This window comes from Micrococcus sp. KRD077 (genome assembly GCF_017168505.1).
GTDB lineage: Bacteria > Actinomycetota > Actinomycetes > Actinomycetales > Micrococcaceae > Micrococcus > Micrococcus luteus.
The window spans coordinates 27,113-43,469 of record NZ_JABFAZ010000024.1; the positions used below are offsets into that span (position 1 = coordinate 27,113).

Sequence of the window (16,357 nt, forward strand, 5' to 3'; positions counted from 1 at the left end):
GGTCTGGGGCGTGGCGGTCATGGGCGGGCCTCCGTCTCGGTGCCGGTGGTGGGGGCGTCCTCGCGCAGGAGTGCGGCGGCGGACTCGGCGGTCCGCACGGCCTCCTCGAGGCTGAGGCCGTGGTCCGCGACGACGTTGACGTGACCGACCTTGCGGCCCGGGCGCACGTCCTTGCCGTAGAGGTGGACCTTGGCCTGCGGGTGGGCGGCGAGGGCCGCGACGCTGCCGGCATGCAGGTCCTCGCGGGCGCCGCCGAGGACGTTCTTCATCACGACGCCGGCCCCGCGGGGGGCCGTCTCGCCCAGCGGCAGGTCGAGCACGGCGCGGACGTGCTGTTCGAACTGGCCGGTGACGGCGCCGTCCATGGACCAGTGGCCGGAGTTGTGGGGGCGCATGGCCAGCTCGTTCACCTGGAAGCCCGGGCCGACCCCCGGCGTCTCGAACAGCTCGACCGCGAGCATGCCGGTGACGTCCAGCTCCTCGGCGAGGCGGACGGCCGCGGCGGTCGCGGCCGCGGCGACGGCCGGGTCGAGGTCCTGGGCCGGGGCGACCACGAGGTCACACACCCCGGCCACCTGGACCGAGTCGACCACGGGGTAGACGGCCACCTCACCGGAGGGGGTGCGCGCCACCTGCGCGGAGAGCTCACGGGAGAAGGGGACGAGGGCCTCGGCCAGCAGCGGGGTGATGCCGGCGCCGAGCCACGCGGCCAGGGTGCCGTCCGCGGCGGAGGCGCGGGCGTCGTCGGCGTCGTCGAGCTTGAGCACACCCTTGCCGTCGTAGCCGCCGCGGGGGGTCTTGAGGATCATCGGCCAGCCGTGCTCGTCGCCGAAGGCGAGGACGGCCTCGAGATCGTCGACCGGTGCCCACGCCGGGTTCGGCAGGCCCAGCCGTTCGACGGCGGCGCGCATGACCAGCTTGTCCTGGGCGTGCTGCAGCGCCTCGGGGCCGGGGCGCACGGCGACGCCGGCCTCCTGCAGGGCTCGCAGGTGCTCGGTGGGCACGTGCTCGTGGTCGAAGGTGACCACGTCCACCGTGGCCGCGAACGCGCGCAGGTCCGCCAGGTCCGCGTGGTCGCCGACCACGTGGGGGGCGACCTGGGCCGCTGACGCGTCCGCGGCCTCCGCGAGCACGCGGAAGGGCACGCCGAGCTCCGCGGCGGCGCCCGCCATCATGCGGGCCAGCTGCCCGCCACCGATCACACCGAGTCGAGGGGAAGTCACCCGCACAGGGTAGTCGGACCGGCTGAGAACTCCGTCACGGAGGGGCGGCCGATGCCGGATCCGGGGAGGTCGCGCCCCGGGGGCGCGGCTACAGTGTTCCCCAGCCCTGCGCGGGTCCGCCCCGCGTGCACACCCCCGTCCCGAACCGAGGAGCCCACGCCCATGCTGTCCGATCTCTGGGGCCGCCTGACCGGGATGGTCTCCCTGCTGTGGCGGGAGGTGGCCAAGTTCGGCACCGTCGGTGCGGCCGCGTTCGTGGTGGACTCGCTCGTCTTCTGGTGGATGATGACCGGCCCGCTCGAGGGGTCCAACGTCAAGGCCAAGATCGTGGGCGGCGTCGTCGCCACCCTGTTCAGCTGGGTCGCCAACCGCTACTGGACGTTCCGGGACAAGCGCTCCTCGAACAAGACGCGCGAGCTCGTGATGTTCCTGATCATGAACGCGATCGGGCTGGGCATCCAGGCCGGCTGCGTGGCGATCGCGCAGTATCTGATGGGCGTGACCGACCCGACCGGCCTGTTCATCGCCGGCAACGTGATCGGCCTGTTCTTCGGCACCGTGTTCCGCTACTTCGCCTACCGGTTCTGGGTGTTCAAGGAGGAGCTGGACGTGGAGCCCGGCTTCGTCAACGACCTCGCGATCATCACGGGCCAGATGCCCGTGCTGCGCGAGGACCAGCTGCCTGCACACGGCCGGCACCACACCCCCGACGCCGGGGTCTGAGCGCCCCGGCCTGACCCCGTCGCCCCGTCAGGGGCGCACGGTCACCGCCCGACCCGCGTCCCACGCCTCCAGCGCGGCCCGCACTCCCGCCCACGTCAGGCGGGGGCGCGGGCCGTCGTCGTCCGGGGCGACGTCGGCCCCGGTCGGGATCGACGCGGGCCGCACGTGGTCCACGGGGCCGGGCAGGGCATCCGGCTGGGCGCGGATCTCGGCGGCCACGTCCACGACGGCCGGGTCGGCGGCCGGGCCGTCGAACTCGGGCTCGAGGCCGCGCGGCAGGGCCACGGCGAACACGGTCACGGCCGGGTCCGGCCACGCCTCGGGCCGGTCCGTGAGGACGGCGGCGGGGGAGTCACCCTCGAGGGCGGGCTCGGCCTCGGCGCAGAGCACGCCGAGGGCGAGGGCGTGGGAGAGCCAGTGGACGGGCAGGTCCAGGGCGACGGCGTCGCCCGCGCCGATGCCCTCGGCGCCGAGCAGGCCCGCGAACTTGGCGGCCCAGTTCACGGTCACGCGGCCCGAGAGCTCGATGCGCTGGTCCACCGCGCCGGGTTCGTCCGGGGCCCCCGGCTCCTGGACGAGCGCGGGCCGCGGGGAGGAGGCGAGGCGGAGCACGAGGGGGCCGGTGGACCGGGGTGCGGAGAGGGAGACCATGGGCCCAGTGTGGCACCCGCCCGGTTTGACTCGGCATGAATCACACCGATGTAATGAACCCGGGCCAATGGTCCCGGCAGGAGGGGCCCGCCGGCTTGCCCGGCACCCGCGCGGACCGCACGATCACCCGGCCCACACCGCCACGTCGATCCCGGGAAGAGGCGTCACACATGGAGCAGACCCAGCGAGTCGAGGACGCGCACCGCGCCGATCCCGCGCAGGCGCCGGCGCCTCGTCCGCGGAGCGTCCCCAGCGACTGGTTCCTCGACCCCGCCGACCCGCAGGCCGGCGTCTCGGGCGCGAGCCTCGAGGACCAGGCGACCGCCTTCCTCACCGCCCACGACCTCGACGACGAGACCGGCACCCCGGCCGCCACCGTCACCGCCCTCTTCCCCGGCGACGCGCGTCCGGTCGAGGCCGTGCCCGTCTCCCAGGACTGGGCCGCGATCCCGGGCGTGACCACGGAGCCCGTCGAGGGCGAGCTGGCCTGGCAGGCGGACGCCCTGTGCGCCCAGACGGACCCCGAGGCGTTCTTCCCGGAGAAGGGCGGCTCCACGCGGGACGCCAAGCGCGTGTGCGAGGCCTGCACCGTCAAGGACGCGTGCCTGGAGTACGCCATGGCGAACGACGAGCGCTTCGGCATCTGGGGCGGGCTCTCCGAGCGCGAGCGTCGCCGCCTGCGCCGCGCCCGCGCCTGACGCACGGCGCCCGTCCGTCGGGCGCGGTGCCCGGCGCGGACCGCCCGGTCCGGGCTCAGCCGCGGCCCCAGCTGGGGTCGAGCACCTGCGGGTCCACGCCCAGCGCCTCGGCGCAACGGCTCAGCGCCACCCCGTAGACGGCCCCCTCGAGGTCGGCCGGGTCGGCCGCGTCCCGCAGCGGCCGCTCGAACAGGGTGATCAGCACCCCGTCCCGGCCCTGCCGCTCGGCCCGCGCGAACAGCGCCTCCTCATCCCGTTCCCGGCCGGCGTGCAGCTCGCGCAGCCGCTCGTCGAGCCGGTCCGGGATGCGCTCCACCCGCGCGGTCACGTGCCGCAGCCCGGGCGCGTCCAGGGAGCCCAGCCGGTCCACCGCCTTCTCGACGGCGGTCAGCAGCGCCTCGCCCCGGCCCCGCTCCGAGCGCGCACCGAACGGGCGCGGATGCCGCAGCCCTCGGCCACGGCGGTCCCGTCCGCCGCGCCCCGCGGGGGAGGAGACGCCGGCCTCGGCCGGGCCGCCCTCGACACCCGGCTCGGCCCCCGCGGCGTCGCCCGCCCGGAACGGCAGGGGGTCGAGGGGATCGGAGGAGGCGGACGCGGTCATGCGCGCCATGGTAGGCCACCGCTCCGGGCCGTCCGCCGAGTAGGGTGGCGGGCGTGGGACCCATGCGACGCTGCAGCAAGACCGGATGCCAGAGCCCTGCCCTGGCCACGCTGACGTACAACTACGCGGACTCGCAGGTGGTCATCGGGCCCCTGTCGCGCCGGGCGGAGCCGCACACGTACGACCTCTGCGGCGAGCACGCTCGGCGCACCACGGCCCCGCGCGGCTGGGAGGTGCTGCGGCTGGAGCTGCCCGAGCACTACGAGGCCGTCGACGCGGACGGCGGCGTGCGCACGGTCCCCACCCGGCCCATGGCCGTCCCGCCGGCCCGCCCCGGGCTGCGCGTGGTGCGTGACGGGGACTGACGCGGCACGTGTCGTGCCGTCCGGGGCCTCGCTAGGCTGGAGGGCATGACTGAGACCTCCGCAGAGTTCCGCACCCCCGACGTCGACCCGGCCTTCGCCAACCGCACCACCGTGCCCGGTGCCTCGTTCGACTTCACGGTCCGGGACCTGTCCCTGGCCGAGGCGGGCCGCCACCAGATCCGCCTGGCCGAGCACGAGATGCCGGGGCTGATGTCCCTGCGCGAGGAGTACGGGGAGGCCCAGCCGCTCAAGGGCGCCCGCATCGCCGGCTCCCTGCACATGACCGTGCAGACCGCCGTGCTCATCGAGACCCTCATCGCCCTCGGCGCCGAGGTCCGGTGGGCCTCCTGCAACATCTTCTCCACGCAGGACGAGGCCGCCGCCGCCGTCGTCGTGGGCTCGGGAACCCCCGAGGACCCGCAGGGCGTGCCGGTGTTCGCCTGGAAGAACGAGTCCCTCGAGGACTACTGGTGGACCGCCTCGCAGATCCTCACCTGGCCGGGCGCGGACGAGGATCCGGAGCGCGGCCCCAACATGATCCTGGACGACGGCGGCGACGCCACCCTGCTGGTGCACAAGGGCGTCGAGTTCGAGGCCGCGGGCGCCGTGCCCAGCGCCACCGAGGACGACCCCGAGGAGTACCGGATCATCCTCGAGACGCTGCGCCGCTCGCTGGCCCGCGACCCGCAGCACTGGACCCGCACCGCCGGCACCCTGCGCGGCGTCTCCGAGGAGACCACCACGGGCGTGCTGCGCCTCTACCAGCTGGCGCAGGAGGGCCGCCTGCTCTTCCCGGCGATCAACGTGAACGACGCCGTGACCAAGTCCAAGTTCGACAACAAGTACGGCATCCGCCACTCCCTGCCGGACGGCATCATGCGCGCCACGGACGTGCTGATCGGCGGCAAGGTCGCCGTGGTCTGCGGCTACGGCGACGTCGGCAAGGGCGCCGCCGAGGCCCTGCGCGGCCAGGGTGCCCGCGTGATCGTCACGGAGATCGACCCGATCTGCGCGCTGCAGGCCGCGATGGACGGCTACCAGGTGGCCCGCCTCGAGGACGTGGTGGGCGAGGGCGACATCTTCGTCACCACCACCGGCGGCAAGGACATCATCATGGCCGAGCACATGGCCGCCATGAAGGACAAGGCCATCGTGGGCAACGTCGGCCACTTCGACAACGAGATCGACATGGCCGGCCTGGCCCGCATCCCCGGCGTCGTGAAGACGGAGATCAAGCCGCAGGTCCACGAGTGGACCCTGGACGGCGGCACGGAGGCCGAGCGCAGCATCATCGTGCTCTCCGAGGGCCGCCTGCTGAACCTCGGCAACGCCACCGGCCACCCCTCGTTCGTGATGAGCGCGTCCTTCACCAACCAGGTGATGGCGCAGATCGAGCTCTTCGGCGGCTCCACGGGCACCGGCGCCCTGACCGGCGAGCACTACGAGAAGCGCGTCTACACGCTGCCCAAGGTGCTGGACGAGAAGGTCGCCCGCCTGCACCTGGACGCCCTCGGCGTCGGGCTGACCGAGCTGACCAAGGCCCAGGCCGAGTACCTCGGCGTGGACGTGGCCGGCCCCTACAAGGCCGACCACTACCGCTACTGATCCCCGGCGCCCGCGGGCGGACGGACCCACTCGAGAGAGGCACGAGCATGGCTTCCCATCAGGCCGGCCGCGGGCGCGACGAGCGCGCCGGGGCGGAGGACTTCGATTCCGGGCTGGACTACGGCGCGTTCGTCGAGGACGACGCCGCAGACGACCCGAACCGCACCCAGGCGCTGCCCGCCATGGGCCGGGACGACGACGGCGGCGCCCAGCACACCTCGGCGCTCAGCCCCGAGGACCTCGCCGCGCTGCGCGGCGGGGACGCGGCGGCCGCGGACCGGCGCGACGCCGGCCGCCCGGCCGCGGACGCCGACCGCGACATCGTCGCCTCCCGGGCCGTGCCCGAGGGCGGCCGGCGGCCGCTGCCCGGCGCCGACGAGCTCGGCCCGCTGAGCGCCGCCGTCGGGGCCCGCGCGGCGGGGTCGAGCGCCGCCGCCCCGGTCGACCGCTACCCCGAGGACGGCACGGCCGCCCCCGTGGCCCAGGCGGCGGCCCTGCAGGGCCCCACGCCGGAGGAGCGCGCGCGCCTGCCCAAGGCGGGTCCGCGCCTGGCACAGGTGCTGCTGGCGATCCTCGCCCCGCTCGCCCTGGTGCTGGCCGCCGTCCGCCTCGTGGCGAGCCCGGTGTTCCTGTGGCTGGAGTACCACCGGCCCGGGTTCCCCGCGGACCGGTTCGGCTTCACCCTCGCCGACCGCATGCACTACGGCTCCGCCGGGCTGGACTACGTGACCAACCTGGCCGGGCCGCGATACCTCAGCAGCCTCACGCACCAGGGCGCGCCCCTGTTCACCGAGGTCGAGGTCGACCACATGACGGATGTGAAGACCGTGCTGTGGATCGCCACTGCGGTGCTCGTGGCGCTCGTGGTGGTGTGCGCCCTGCTCATCGCGTCCCTGCTGCGCACCAGCCCCGGCGGGGTGCGCCGCGGCCTGTTCGCCGGCGCCGTGTGGCTGCCGCTCGCGGTGATCGCGCTTGCGGTCATGGCGGTGCTGGGCTGGGAGACGTTCTTCGCCGGGTTCCACTCGCTGTTCTTCGCGGACGGCACGTGGACGTTCTCCGTGCGGGACGCCCTCATCCGCCTCTACCCCCAGCAGTTCTGGGTGGACGCGGCCGTGGTGGTCGGGCTGGTGACCCTCCTGGCGTCCCTCGTGACGCTCGTGCTCACGTGGCCCACGCGCCGCCGTCGTGAGCTGAGCGCGGACCGCCGCGAGCAGCTGCTGCGCACCCGCCTGCGGTGGGCCCGGGAGGACGACGCCGTGGTGCGCTGACCGCCGCCGGATGGCACCGGGAACGGGCCGGGAGGACGAGGCGTCCTCCCGGCCCGTCGTCGTCCGGGGGCGCGGGGTCAGCGACGGTAGAGGGCCTCGACGTCCTCGGCGTGGTCCTCGATCACCTGGGCCCGCTTGAGCTTCTGGGACTGGGTGACGTGCCCGGAGTCCTCGGTGAACGGGTGGTCCAGGATGCGGAAGCGGCGGATGGACTCGGCGCGGGAGACGCCCGCGTTGACCTGGTCCACCGCCTCCTGGATCGAGGCCAGCACGGTGGGGTCCGTCGCGGCCTCGGCCGGCGTGAGGCTGAGCTCGCGGTCCAGGGCCCACTGGGTGAAGGCCTCGGTGTCCAGGGTGATGAGGGCGCCCACGAACGGGCGGTTCTCGCCGACCACCACGACGTGCTCGATGAGCCGGTGCTGGCGCAGCGCCTCCTCCATGGGCGTGGGGTACACGTTCTTGCCGCCGGCGGTGATGATCACGTCCTTCTTGCGGCCGGTGATCCGCAGGAAGCCGTGCTCGTCCAGCGCACCGATGTCCCCGGTGCGGAAGAAGTCGTCCTCCATCGCCTCCGCCGACGCCTTCGGCATGCCGTGGTAGCCGTCGAACACCACGGGGCCGCGGATGAGGATCTCGCCGTCCTCGGCGATCTTCACCGTCACCCCGGCCACGGGCAGGCCCACGGTGCCCACGCGGTGCGCGCCGGGGATGTTCACGGTGGCCGGCGCGGTGGTCTCCGTGAGGCCGTAGCCCTCCACGATCGGAATGCCGGCGCCGCGGAAGAAGTGCACCAGCTCCGGGGAGAGGGCGGACGCGCCGGACACGCACGAGATCACCTCGCCGCCGAGAGCCTCCCGGATCTTGCGGTAGACCAGCCGGTCGAACAGCGCGCGCCGGGCGCGCAGCAGGGCCGAAGGCCCGGGGCCGTCCCCGAACTCGGCCTCGTCCACGGCCGTGGACCACTCGATGGCGGTGCGCTTGGCGGCCGCGTAGATCGGCCCGGTGCCGCCCTTCTGGGCCTTGGCCTCGATGCCGGCCTCGACCTTCTCGAACACGCGCGGCACGGCCAGCAGCCACGTGGGGTGGAAGGAGGCGAGGTCGCCGAGCAGCGTGGCCGGGGAACCGGAGTGGGCCACCTGGATGCGGGCGTACAGGCAGATGACCTGGACGGCGTGGGCGAGCACGTGGGCCAGCGGGAGGAAGAGCAGGGTGCGCGACGTCGTCGTCTCCGGGGACCACTGGACCACCTCGCGCGCGAAGTGCAGCACGTTGATGGCCGCGCCCACGAAGTTGCCGTGCGTGATGACGGCGCCCTTCGGCCGTCCGGTGGTGCCGGAGGTGTAGACGATCGAGGCGGGGCTGGCGAGGGTCGCCAGGGAGCGGGCGTGCTCGACCGCGTCGTCCGACACGAACGCGCCGGCCTCGGCCAGCTCCGCCAGCCCCGCGTCCGTCAGCAGGAACGTCGCCACGTCCACGCCCGCGTGCCCGGCGGCCTCGGCGACGCGCTCGCCGAGCTCCTCGCTGCCGACGGCGACCACCCGCAGCCCCGAGTCCGTGACGATGTGCTCCACCTGGTGGGCCGAGGAGGTCTCGTAGATCGGCACGGAGACGGCGCCGGCGAACCACACGGCCTGGTCGAGGACGGCCCACGCGTAGGAGGTGGGGGAGAACAGGCCCACCCGGTCCCCGGGCTGGACGCCGCGGGCGATGAGGCCGGCCGCCACGGCGCGCACCTGGGTCAGGAACGCGGTGAAGTGGACGTCCACCCAGCCGCCCGCGCCGTTGCGCAGGGCGTACACGGGGGCGTCCGGCCGGTCGGCACAGGAGGCGACGATCAGGTCCGTGATGTTGGAATCCGCCGGCGGCATGCCGACGAGCTCGGTGGCGGACTCATGGACGGGGCTCTGGTTCTGCACGGTCCGAGCGTATCCATTTCCGGGCGTGCGGCGCGCGGTCGGCACACCCGCGCCCGGGACGCGGCCGTCAGATCCAGCTGCTGAACCACATCCGCCAGCGCCACTGGTCGTACGAGATGACGTCGCCGATCCAGACGGGCAGGAAGAACAGGGACACGGCGACGGCGATCGTCACGTACGCCAGCACCAGGACCGAGCCCCAGCGGGGCCCGGGCCGGCGGCCCGGCCGCAGCAGCAGCGAGAGCGCCAGGGCGATCATCATCACGAGGAAGGGCTCGTAGGCGATCGTGTAGAAGAAGAACATGGTCCGCTCAGGCCACAGGAACCACACCAGCTGCCCGGCCGCGTAGGCGCCGAGCAGGGCGCCGGCCCGCCAGTCCCGGTGGCGCACCAGCAGCCACACGCACACGAGGACGGCGGCCAGGCCCGTCCACCACACGAACGGGTTGGCGATGTCCGTGATGGCCGACGAGCACGCGCCCGCGGCGTCCGCCGGGCAGATCCCCTCGCCGGGCTCTGCGCCCTCGTAGTAGTAGCTCACGGGCCGGCCCATGAACGGCCAGGTCCACGGGTTGGCGGCGTAGTCGTGGGGGCTGGTGAGGCCCTGGTGGAAGGTCGTGGACTCCACGTGGTAGTGCCACAGGGAGCGCAGCGGGCCGGGGACCAGCCCGGCGAGCAGGCCCTCCGGCGGGTTGTCCCGGTGCCAGTCCCGGTAGTAGCCGCCCTCCGTGACGAACCAGCCGGTCCACGAGGCCAGGTAGGCGACCAGGCCGCCGCCCACCACGGCCACGAACGCGTACAGGCCGTCCTTCTCGACGCCGGCCCACGCCCAGTGCCGCACCCCGGCGGTCCGGCGCGCGGACATGTCCCACAGGACCGTGAGCAGGCCGAAGGCCGCCATGAACGCCAGCCCGGAGAGCTTCACGGCGCAGCCGGCGCCCAGCAGCACGCCCGCCAGCAGTCGCCACGGGCGCCAGCCGAGCCACGGCCCGCTGGCCAGGGCGTCGCGTCCTAACCGGGCGACGTCGTGGGCCAGCCGCTCCGCGAGCAGCCGCCGCCCGTGGACGCGGTCCGCCAGGAGCGCGGCGAAGGCCGCGAGCACGAAGAACGAGAGGAAGATGTCCAGCAGCCCGATGCGGGACATCACCAGGTGGTGGCCCTCCACGGCCAGCAGCAGCCCGGCGACCGCGCCCAGGGACACCGAGCGCAGCAGGTGCTGCGTGGCGAGGGCGACCAGCAGGACGGACAGCGTGCCGGCCACCGCGGCACTGAATCGCCAGCCCACCCCGTTGTCCGGGCCGAACGCGAGCATGCCCAGGCCGATCAGCCACTTGCCCAGCGGCGGGTGCACCACGTAGGCGGCCCCCTCGAGCGGCTCCGCCTCGCCGCGCGCGAACGCGTCGTTGACGTCCTCGTCCCACCGCCGCTCGTAGCCGGACTCCAGGAGGGAGTAGGCGTCCTTGGGGTAGTAGGTCTCGTCGAAGATCAGCTGGTCCGGGTGGGCCAGGTTCGTGAACCGCAGGACGCCGGCGATCGCCGTGACCAGCAGCGGCAGGATCCAGTGCCACCGCGTCAGGGGCGCCGCACTCACCCCGAGGCGGGCGCGCAGGGCGGCGACGCCGAAGGGGCCGTCGTCGACCGCGACGGCGGCGGGGCGGGAGGCGAGGGCGGTGGCGGGCACGGGCTCCATGCTAGGGGGACGGGTGGACGGCGAGACGTGCACGGTGGCCGGGGCCGTAGGCTCGGGGCAGCCGTCCGTCCGTCGAAAGGTCGTCCCATGCCCGAGGGCCGCATCGTCCTGGCCGCCACCCCCATCGGCAACCTCGGGGACGCGTCCGCGCGCCTGCGTGAGCTGCTGGCGGAGGCGGACGTGATCGCCGCCGAGGACACCCGGACCGCGCGGCGCCTGTGCGCCGGTCTGGGCGTCACCCCGGCGGGCAGGGTGGTGGCCCATCACGAGCACAACGAGGCGGCCTCGACCCAGGGGCTGCTGGACCAGGTGCGGGGCGGTGCCACGGTGGCGGTGGTCTCGGACGCGGGCATGCCCACGGTCTCGGACCCGGGGTACCGGCTCGTGGCGGCCGCGGTGTCCGCAGGGCTGCCCGTGACCTGCGCGCCCGGCCCCTCCGCCGTGACCACCGCGCTCGCCCTCTCCGGCCTGCCGACGGACCGGTTCGCCTTCGACGGCTTCGTCCCCCGCAAGGACGGGGAACGACGGCGATGGCTCACCTCCCTGCTGACCGAGGCCCGCACTGTGGTCGCCTTCGAGTCGCCGCAGCGCCTGGCGGACGCGCTGGCCGTCGTCGTGGAGGTCCTCGGTGCGGAGCGGCCGGTGTGCGTGGCCCGCGAGCTCACCAAGCTGCACGAGGAGGTGGTGCGCGGCACCGCGGCCGAGGTGCATGCCTGGGCTGCGGAGCGGCACGCAGGGGAGGGGATCCGCGGGGAGATCGTGCTGGTGATCGGGCCGCCCGCACCCGGCGCCGAGGGCGAGGCGTCCGAGGCGGACGCCGTCGCCGAGGTAGCGGTGCTGGTGGAGTCCGGCACCCGGTTGAAGGAGGCCGTGGCCGCGGTGGCCGGAGCCCACGGGATGCGGAGCCGGGAGCTCTACCAGGCGGTGCTCGCGGCCCGGGGCTGACACGTCCCCGGCTACACAGATGCTCATGCGCGGGGGCGCGGCCCCGGGGCCTGGCTAGGATCAGCCGTGGAGCCGCTGCCGACCGCCGCCGGACGGCGTCGGAATACCCGTGGCCGACCACCCGTTCCCCTGAGGGACGCGGGGCGTGCCGCCTCCGACCACCGACCCCGAAAGAGGTGCATCATGACCGTGACCGCTGAGCGCGAGAAGGCGCTGCTGGAGTCCGTCCCCACCGGCCTGCTGATCGACGGCGAGTGGCGCGATGCCTCCTCCGGCAAGACCTTCGACGTGAAGGACCCGGCCACCGGCAAGGTCATCGCGAGCCTGCAGGACGCGAACTCCGACGACGCCATGGCCGCCTTCGACGCCGCCTGCGCCGCGCAGGCCGACTGGGCCCGCACCCCGGCCAAGGAGCGCGCCGACATCCTGCGCCGCGCCTACGACCTGATCAACGAGCGCGCCGAGGACTTCGCGCTGCTGATGACCCTCGAGATGGGCAAGCCGCTCGCCGAGGCCCGCGGCGAGGTCACGTACGGCAACGGCTTTCTGCGCTGGTTCTCCGAGGAGGCCGGCCGCCACTACGGCCGCACCCTCACCGTGCCCGAGGGCACGCTGCGCATGCAGGTGCACCATCGCCCGGTGGGCCCGTGCCTGCTGATCACCCCGTGGAACTTCCCGCTGGCCATGGCCACCCGCAAGGTGGGCCCCGCCGTCGCCGCCGGCTGCACCATGGTCCTCAAGGCCGCCAAGCTGACCCCGCTGACCACCCAGCTGTTCGCGCAGGTGATGCAGGAGGCCGGCCTGCCCAAGGGCGTGCTCAACGTCGTCGCGGGCTCCTCCGCCTCGTCGATCTCCAGCCCGATCCTGCAGGACCGGCGCCTGCGCAAGGTGTCCTTCACCGGTTCCACCCCGGTCGGTGTGCGCCTCATGAAGGACGCGGCGGACAACGTGCTGCGCACCTCCATGGAGCTCGGCGGCAACGCCCCGCTCATCGTCTTCGAGGACGCGGACCTGGACGCCGCCGTCGAGGGCGCCTTCGCCGCGAAGATGCGCAACATGGGCGAGGCCTGCACCGCCGCCAACCGCTTCCTCGTGCACGAGGACGTGGCCGAGGAGTTCACGCAGAAGTTCGTGGCCAAGCTCGAGGCGCTCAAGCCCCTGCGCGGCACCGACCCGGAGTCCACCCTCGGCCCGATCGTGGACGAGGGCGCGCGCGACGACATCGACCAGCTCGTCCAGGACGCCGTGGCGGCCGGCGGCGAGGTGCTCACCGGCGGCCACAAGATCGAGGGCGACGGCTACTTCTACGCGCCGACCGCGATCAAGGTGGAGAAGGGCAACCCGATCCTCCAGCAGGAGATCTTCGGCCCCGTGGCCCCGATCGTGACCTTCTCCTCCGAGGAGGAGGCCATCGAGATGGCCAACGACACCGAGTACGGCCTCGCCTCCTACGTGTTCACGAAGGATCAGGCCCGGATGTACCGCGTGGCCGAGAGCATCGAGTTCGGCCTCATGGGCTACAACGTGGGCGTCATCTCCAACCCGGCCGCGCCGTTCGGCGGCGTGAAGCAGTCGGGCCTGGGCCGCGAGGGCGGCGCCGAGGGCATCGAGGAGTACACCTCGGTGCAGTACATCGGCATCGCCGACCCGTGGGCGGCCACGAAGGCCTGACCTCTTCGCCGCGCCGTTCCCTCCGGGGGCGGTATCGGGTGGTATCCACGTCGGATACCACCCGATACCGCCCCCGAGGCGTGTCGGGGGGCCCGGGCTCGGCTCCCTAGAGTGGGGTGCATGGCCCACGCATCCGAGACCCCGCTCGCCTACCGCGCCTCCGCCCCGCAGCCGGACGACGACGGCGGCCCGCGCCGGGACGCCCGCGAGGAGAAGTCGGGCCGCAAGCGTCGTCTCGAGTACCCGCCCGCGCCGGAGCCGCTGCCGGTGCCCGTCGTGGACAACCACACGCACCTCGACTTCCGCGACGGCTTGGTCCGCGTGGACGTCCACCAGGCGATGGACGCGGCGGAGGCGGTGGGCGTGGTCGGCGCGGTCCAGGTGGGCTGCGACGTCGCCTCGGCCCGGTTCACGATCGCGGCGATCGAGGCCGAGCCCCGCCTGCTCGGCGCCGTGGCGCTGCACCCCAACGACGCGGCTCGCCTGGCCGAGCGTGGCGAGTTCGAGGAGGCGTTCGCGCAGATCGCGGAGCTTGCCCGCCACCCCCGCGTGCGCGCCGTCGGCGAGACGGGCCTCGACTACTTCCGGACGCAGGACGAGGCCGGCCACGCCGCGCAGCAGGAGTCCTTCCGCCGGCACATCCGACTCGCCCGCGAACTCGGCACGGCCCTGCAGATCCACGACCGGGACGCGCACGACGACGTCGTCCGGATCCTGCTCGAGGAGGCGGCCGAGGGCGGGCTGCCCCCGCACGTGGTGTTCCACTGCTTCTCCGGCGGGCCCGAACTGGCCCGCACGTGCGCCGAGCACGGCTGGCACATGTCCTTCGCCGGGCCCGTCACCTTCAAGGCCAACGACGAGCTGCGCGAGGCGCTGCGGATCGCCCCGGCCGAGCTGCTGCTCGTGGAGACGGACGCGCCCTTCCTCACGCCGCATCCGCATCGGGGCCGCCCCAACGCGCCCTACCTGATCCCGCTGACCCTGCGGGGCATGGCGGAGACGCGCGGAGACGACGTGGCGGCCCTCGCCCGCGCGGTGAGCGAGAACACCGCCCGGGTGTACGGGGCGTTCTAAGCCGATCCAGACCCGGCCCCTAGGATGGGCGACGTGCTGACCCGACTCCTCAAAGCCCGGCTGCCCGAGGGAACGCAGTACCTGGTGGACCGCCCCATGCGGATCCGCCTCGTGTTCGTGGTCCTCGGGTCCGTCCTCGTGGCCGGCCTCGAGATGGTGGCGCTCGCCTCGATCATCCCGCTGGTCAGCCTGCTGACCTCGGGTGAGCTGGGCTCCCCGGCGCTCGAAGGGCTGCTGGCCCGGTTCGGGGCCGTGACGGTGCCGGAGCAGACGGTGGCCTTCGCCGTCGTGATCGTGCTGGCCTTCCTGCTCAAGGCGATCCTGGTGCTCGCGTTCCGCTGGTGGACCATGGGGTTCACCAACCAGAACCTGATCCGCACGTCCGCCACGCTGCTGCGCTACTACCTGCGGGCCGACTACGGCCTGCACCTGACGCGCACTGTGGGCACCCTGGTCAACAACGTCACCGGCACCTCCAGCATGGCGTACACGGGCGTGGTGAACGCGTCCGTCACGTTCCTCACGGAGGCCGTGACGCTCGTCGCGGTGGCGGTCGTGGTGGGCGTCTCCATGCCGCTGACGGGGCTCGGGATGGCCCTGTACTTCCTCGCCGTCGCCTGGGTGATCAAGACCGTGATCCGCCGCCCGGCCTCCCGCCTGGGCTGGACCCTGGTGACCGCGGGGGAGCGGGCCAACACGGCGGCGCTGCAGGGCCTGGAGAACTACAAGGACGTGAAGATCCGCGGCAACGACTCGGCCTTCATGGAGGAGTACCGCGCGGCCCGCATGGAGAGCGCCGAAGCCACGCGGCTCAAGATGATCCTCACGATGATGCCGCGCTACGTGCTCGAGGTCGCCTTCGTGGCCGCCATCGCGGCGCTCGTGGCCGTGGCCTTCATCCAGGGCCGCGGCGGGGAGGCGTTCGGCTCGCTCGCCCTGCTCGCGATGGCCGGCTTCCGCGTGCTGCCGTCCATGGCCGCGCTCATGGCCACCACCAATGAGATCCGCACCTCCTGGCCGGCCTTCGAGCGCACGACGGCGGAGCTCGCCGCCGCGCAGCCGGTCCTGCACGCGGCGGACCGGCCCTACGAGCGCATCACGTTCGAGGAGTCCATCGAGGTGCGGGACGCGTCCTTCACCTACCCCGGCAAGGCCGAACCGGTCCTGCGCGACATCGACCTGCGCATCCCCTTCGGCTCCTCGTACGCCTTCGTGGGCGGCAGCGGTGCCGGCAAGACCACCCTGGTGGACCTGGTCATCGGCTTCCACCACGCCCAGCGCGGTGGGGTCTACGTGGACGGGGTGGAGCTCGAGGCCAACCCGCGCGGCTGGTGGGACAACGTGGCGTTCGTCCCGCAGTCCGTCACCGTGGTCAACGGGACGGTGCTGCACAACGTGCTCCTGGACGTCGAGGCCACCCAGACGGCGGACCGGGCCGAGGTGGAGCGCGTGCTGCGCGAAGCCCAGCTGGGGCAGTGGCTGGACGAGCTCCCCGACGGCCTGGACACCGTGATCGGCGAAGGGGCCGTGGGCGTCTCCGGCGGCCAGCGCCAGCGCCTGGGCATCGCCCGCGCGCTCTTCCGGCGGCCCCGCCTCCTCGTGCTCGACGAGGCGACGTCGGCCCTCGACAACCTCACGGAACGCCGGGTCACCGAGGTGATCGAGTCGCTGCGCGGACGGATCACGGTCATCGTGGTCGCCCACCGTCTCTCCACGGTCAAGCGCTGCGATCAGATCGTGCTGATGGACCAGGGGCGGATCATCGGCCAGGGCACGTTCGCCGGGCTGCAGGAGACGAGCCCCGAGTTCCGCGAGCTCGTCCGGCTCGGTGACCTCTCCACCTGAGCGGAGCCCGCGCCGCTGCGCCCCGGTTACCCCGTCCGGCGCCCCGATAGACTCGCGGGCATGGTCCAGCCCTCCCCGCACC

The 16,357-nt window shown here is 73.6% G+C and carries 14 protein-coding genes; 9 read left to right on the plus strand and 5 right to left on the minus strand.

The genetic code is table 11. The features are described 5' to 3' along the window. Positions 1–17 precede the first annotated feature (17 nt). Positions 18–1,223: a 5-(carboxyamino)imidazole ribonucleotide synthase gene (locus J1M39_RS06565; RefSeq protein WP_206496592.1), complete on the minus strand. Its 1,206-nt coding sequence runs from the start codon at positions 1,221–1,223 to the stop codon at positions 18–20. Between the two features lie 162 nt (positions 1,224–1,385). Between J1M39_RS06565 and J1M39_RS06570 the strand changes: the two genes are divergently transcribed. After that, the gene (locus tag J1M39_RS06570) at positions 1,386–1,946 is read left to right on the plus strand and encodes a GtrA family protein (protein ID WP_206496593.1); all 561 of its coding nucleotides are present in this window, start codon (positions 1,386–1,388) and stop codon (positions 1,944–1,946) included. A gap of 27 nt (positions 1,947–1,973) precedes the next feature. Here J1M39_RS06570 and J1M39_RS06575 read toward each other — a convergent pair whose 3' ends face one another. After that, positions 1,974–2,597, minus strand: a complete 624-nt coding sequence (locus J1M39_RS06575; protein ID WP_144919096.1) for a hypothetical protein — start codon at positions 2,595–2,597, stop codon at positions 1,974–1,976. A 170-nt stretch (positions 2,598–2,767) separates the two neighbouring features. Between J1M39_RS06575 and J1M39_RS06580 the strand changes: the two genes are divergently transcribed. Continuing rightward, positions 2,768–3,295, plus strand: a complete 528-nt coding sequence (locus J1M39_RS06580) for a WhiB family transcriptional regulator (protein WP_144919098.1) — start codon at positions 2,768–2,770, stop codon at positions 3,293–3,295. Between the two features lie 55 nt (positions 3,296–3,350). On the opposite strand, the gene J1M39_RS06585 is transcribed toward J1M39_RS06580, so the two are convergent. Beyond that, positions 3,351–3,896, minus strand: a complete 546-nt coding sequence (locus J1M39_RS06585) for a hypothetical protein (protein WP_020628240.1) — start codon at positions 3,894–3,896, stop codon at positions 3,351–3,353. A 62-nt stretch (positions 3,897–3,958) separates the two neighbouring features. On the opposite strand from J1M39_RS06585, the gene J1M39_RS06590 reads away from it, so the two are divergent. Genes J1M39_RS06590 through J1M39_RS06600 form a run of 3 tightly spaced genes read left to right on the plus strand, consistent with a single transcriptional unit; the run spans position 3,959 to position 7,134 of the window. Then, positions 3,959–4,261, plus strand: a complete 303-nt coding sequence (locus J1M39_RS06590) for a DUF3499 family protein (protein ID WP_020628239.1) — start codon at positions 3,959–3,961, stop codon at positions 4,259–4,261. A 45-nt stretch (positions 4,262–4,306) separates the two neighbouring features. Then, positions 4,307–5,866, plus strand: coding sequence for an adenosylhomocysteinase (gene ahcY / locus J1M39_RS06595; protein WP_225348319.1), 1,560 nt, complete (start codon positions 4,307–4,309; stop codon positions 5,864–5,866). Between the two features lie 47 nt (positions 5,867–5,913). Beyond that, positions 5,914–7,134 carry a DUF1461 domain-containing protein gene (locus J1M39_RS06600; RefSeq protein WP_206495768.1) on the plus strand — a complete coding sequence of 407 codons (1,221 nt, stop codon included), beginning with the start codon at positions 5,914–5,916 and terminating at the stop codon, positions 7,132–7,134. Positions 7,135–7,211: 77 nt separating this feature from the next. Here the strand turns inward: J1M39_RS06600 and J1M39_RS06605 are convergent, their stop codons facing one another. After that, a complete protein-coding gene (locus J1M39_RS06605) occupies positions 7,212–9,050 on the minus strand; it encodes an AMP-dependent synthetase/ligase (RefSeq protein ID WP_206496594.1) in 1,839 nt (612 codons plus the stop codon). A 67-nt stretch (positions 9,051–9,117) separates the two neighbouring features. Then, positions 9,118–10,731, minus strand: coding sequence for a dolichyl-phosphate-mannose--protein mannosyltransferase (locus tag J1M39_RS06610; protein ID WP_206495770.1), 1,614 nt, complete (start codon positions 10,729–10,731; stop codon positions 9,118–9,120). Between the two features lie 96 nt (positions 10,732–10,827). Here J1M39_RS06610 and rsmI point away from each other — a divergent pair, with 96 nt between their 5' ends. The 4 genes from rsmI (at position 10,828) to J1M39_RS06630 (ending at position 16,275) form a co-directional block, all read left to right on the plus strand. After that, on the plus strand, positions 10,828–11,685 hold the full coding sequence (gene rsmI, locus J1M39_RS06615; RefSeq protein WP_100057674.1) for a 16S rRNA (cytidine(1402)-2'-O)-methyltransferase: 858 nt from the start codon (positions 10,828–10,830) through the stop codon (positions 11,683–11,685). 183 nt (positions 11,686–11,868) lie between these two features. Beyond that, positions 11,869–13,356 (plus strand): NAD-dependent succinate-semialdehyde dehydrogenase, encoded by a 1,488-nt coding sequence (locus tag J1M39_RS06620; RefSeq protein ID WP_036316357.1) that lies wholly within the window; start codon positions 11,869–11,871, stop codon positions 13,354–13,356. 120 nt (positions 13,357–13,476) lie between these two features. Continuing rightward, positions 13,477–14,430 carry a TatD family hydrolase gene (locus tag J1M39_RS06625; RefSeq protein WP_101967339.1) on the plus strand — a complete coding sequence of 318 codons (954 nt, stop codon included), beginning with the start codon at positions 13,477–13,479 and terminating at the stop codon, positions 14,428–14,430. A 24-nt stretch (positions 14,431–14,454) separates the two neighbouring features. After that, on the plus strand, positions 14,455–16,275 hold the full coding sequence (locus J1M39_RS06630) for an ABC transporter ATP-binding protein (protein ID WP_241252448.1): 1,821 nt from the start codon (positions 14,455–14,457) through the stop codon (positions 16,273–16,275). The last annotated feature ends 82 nt before the right edge of the window (positions 16,276–16,357 follow it).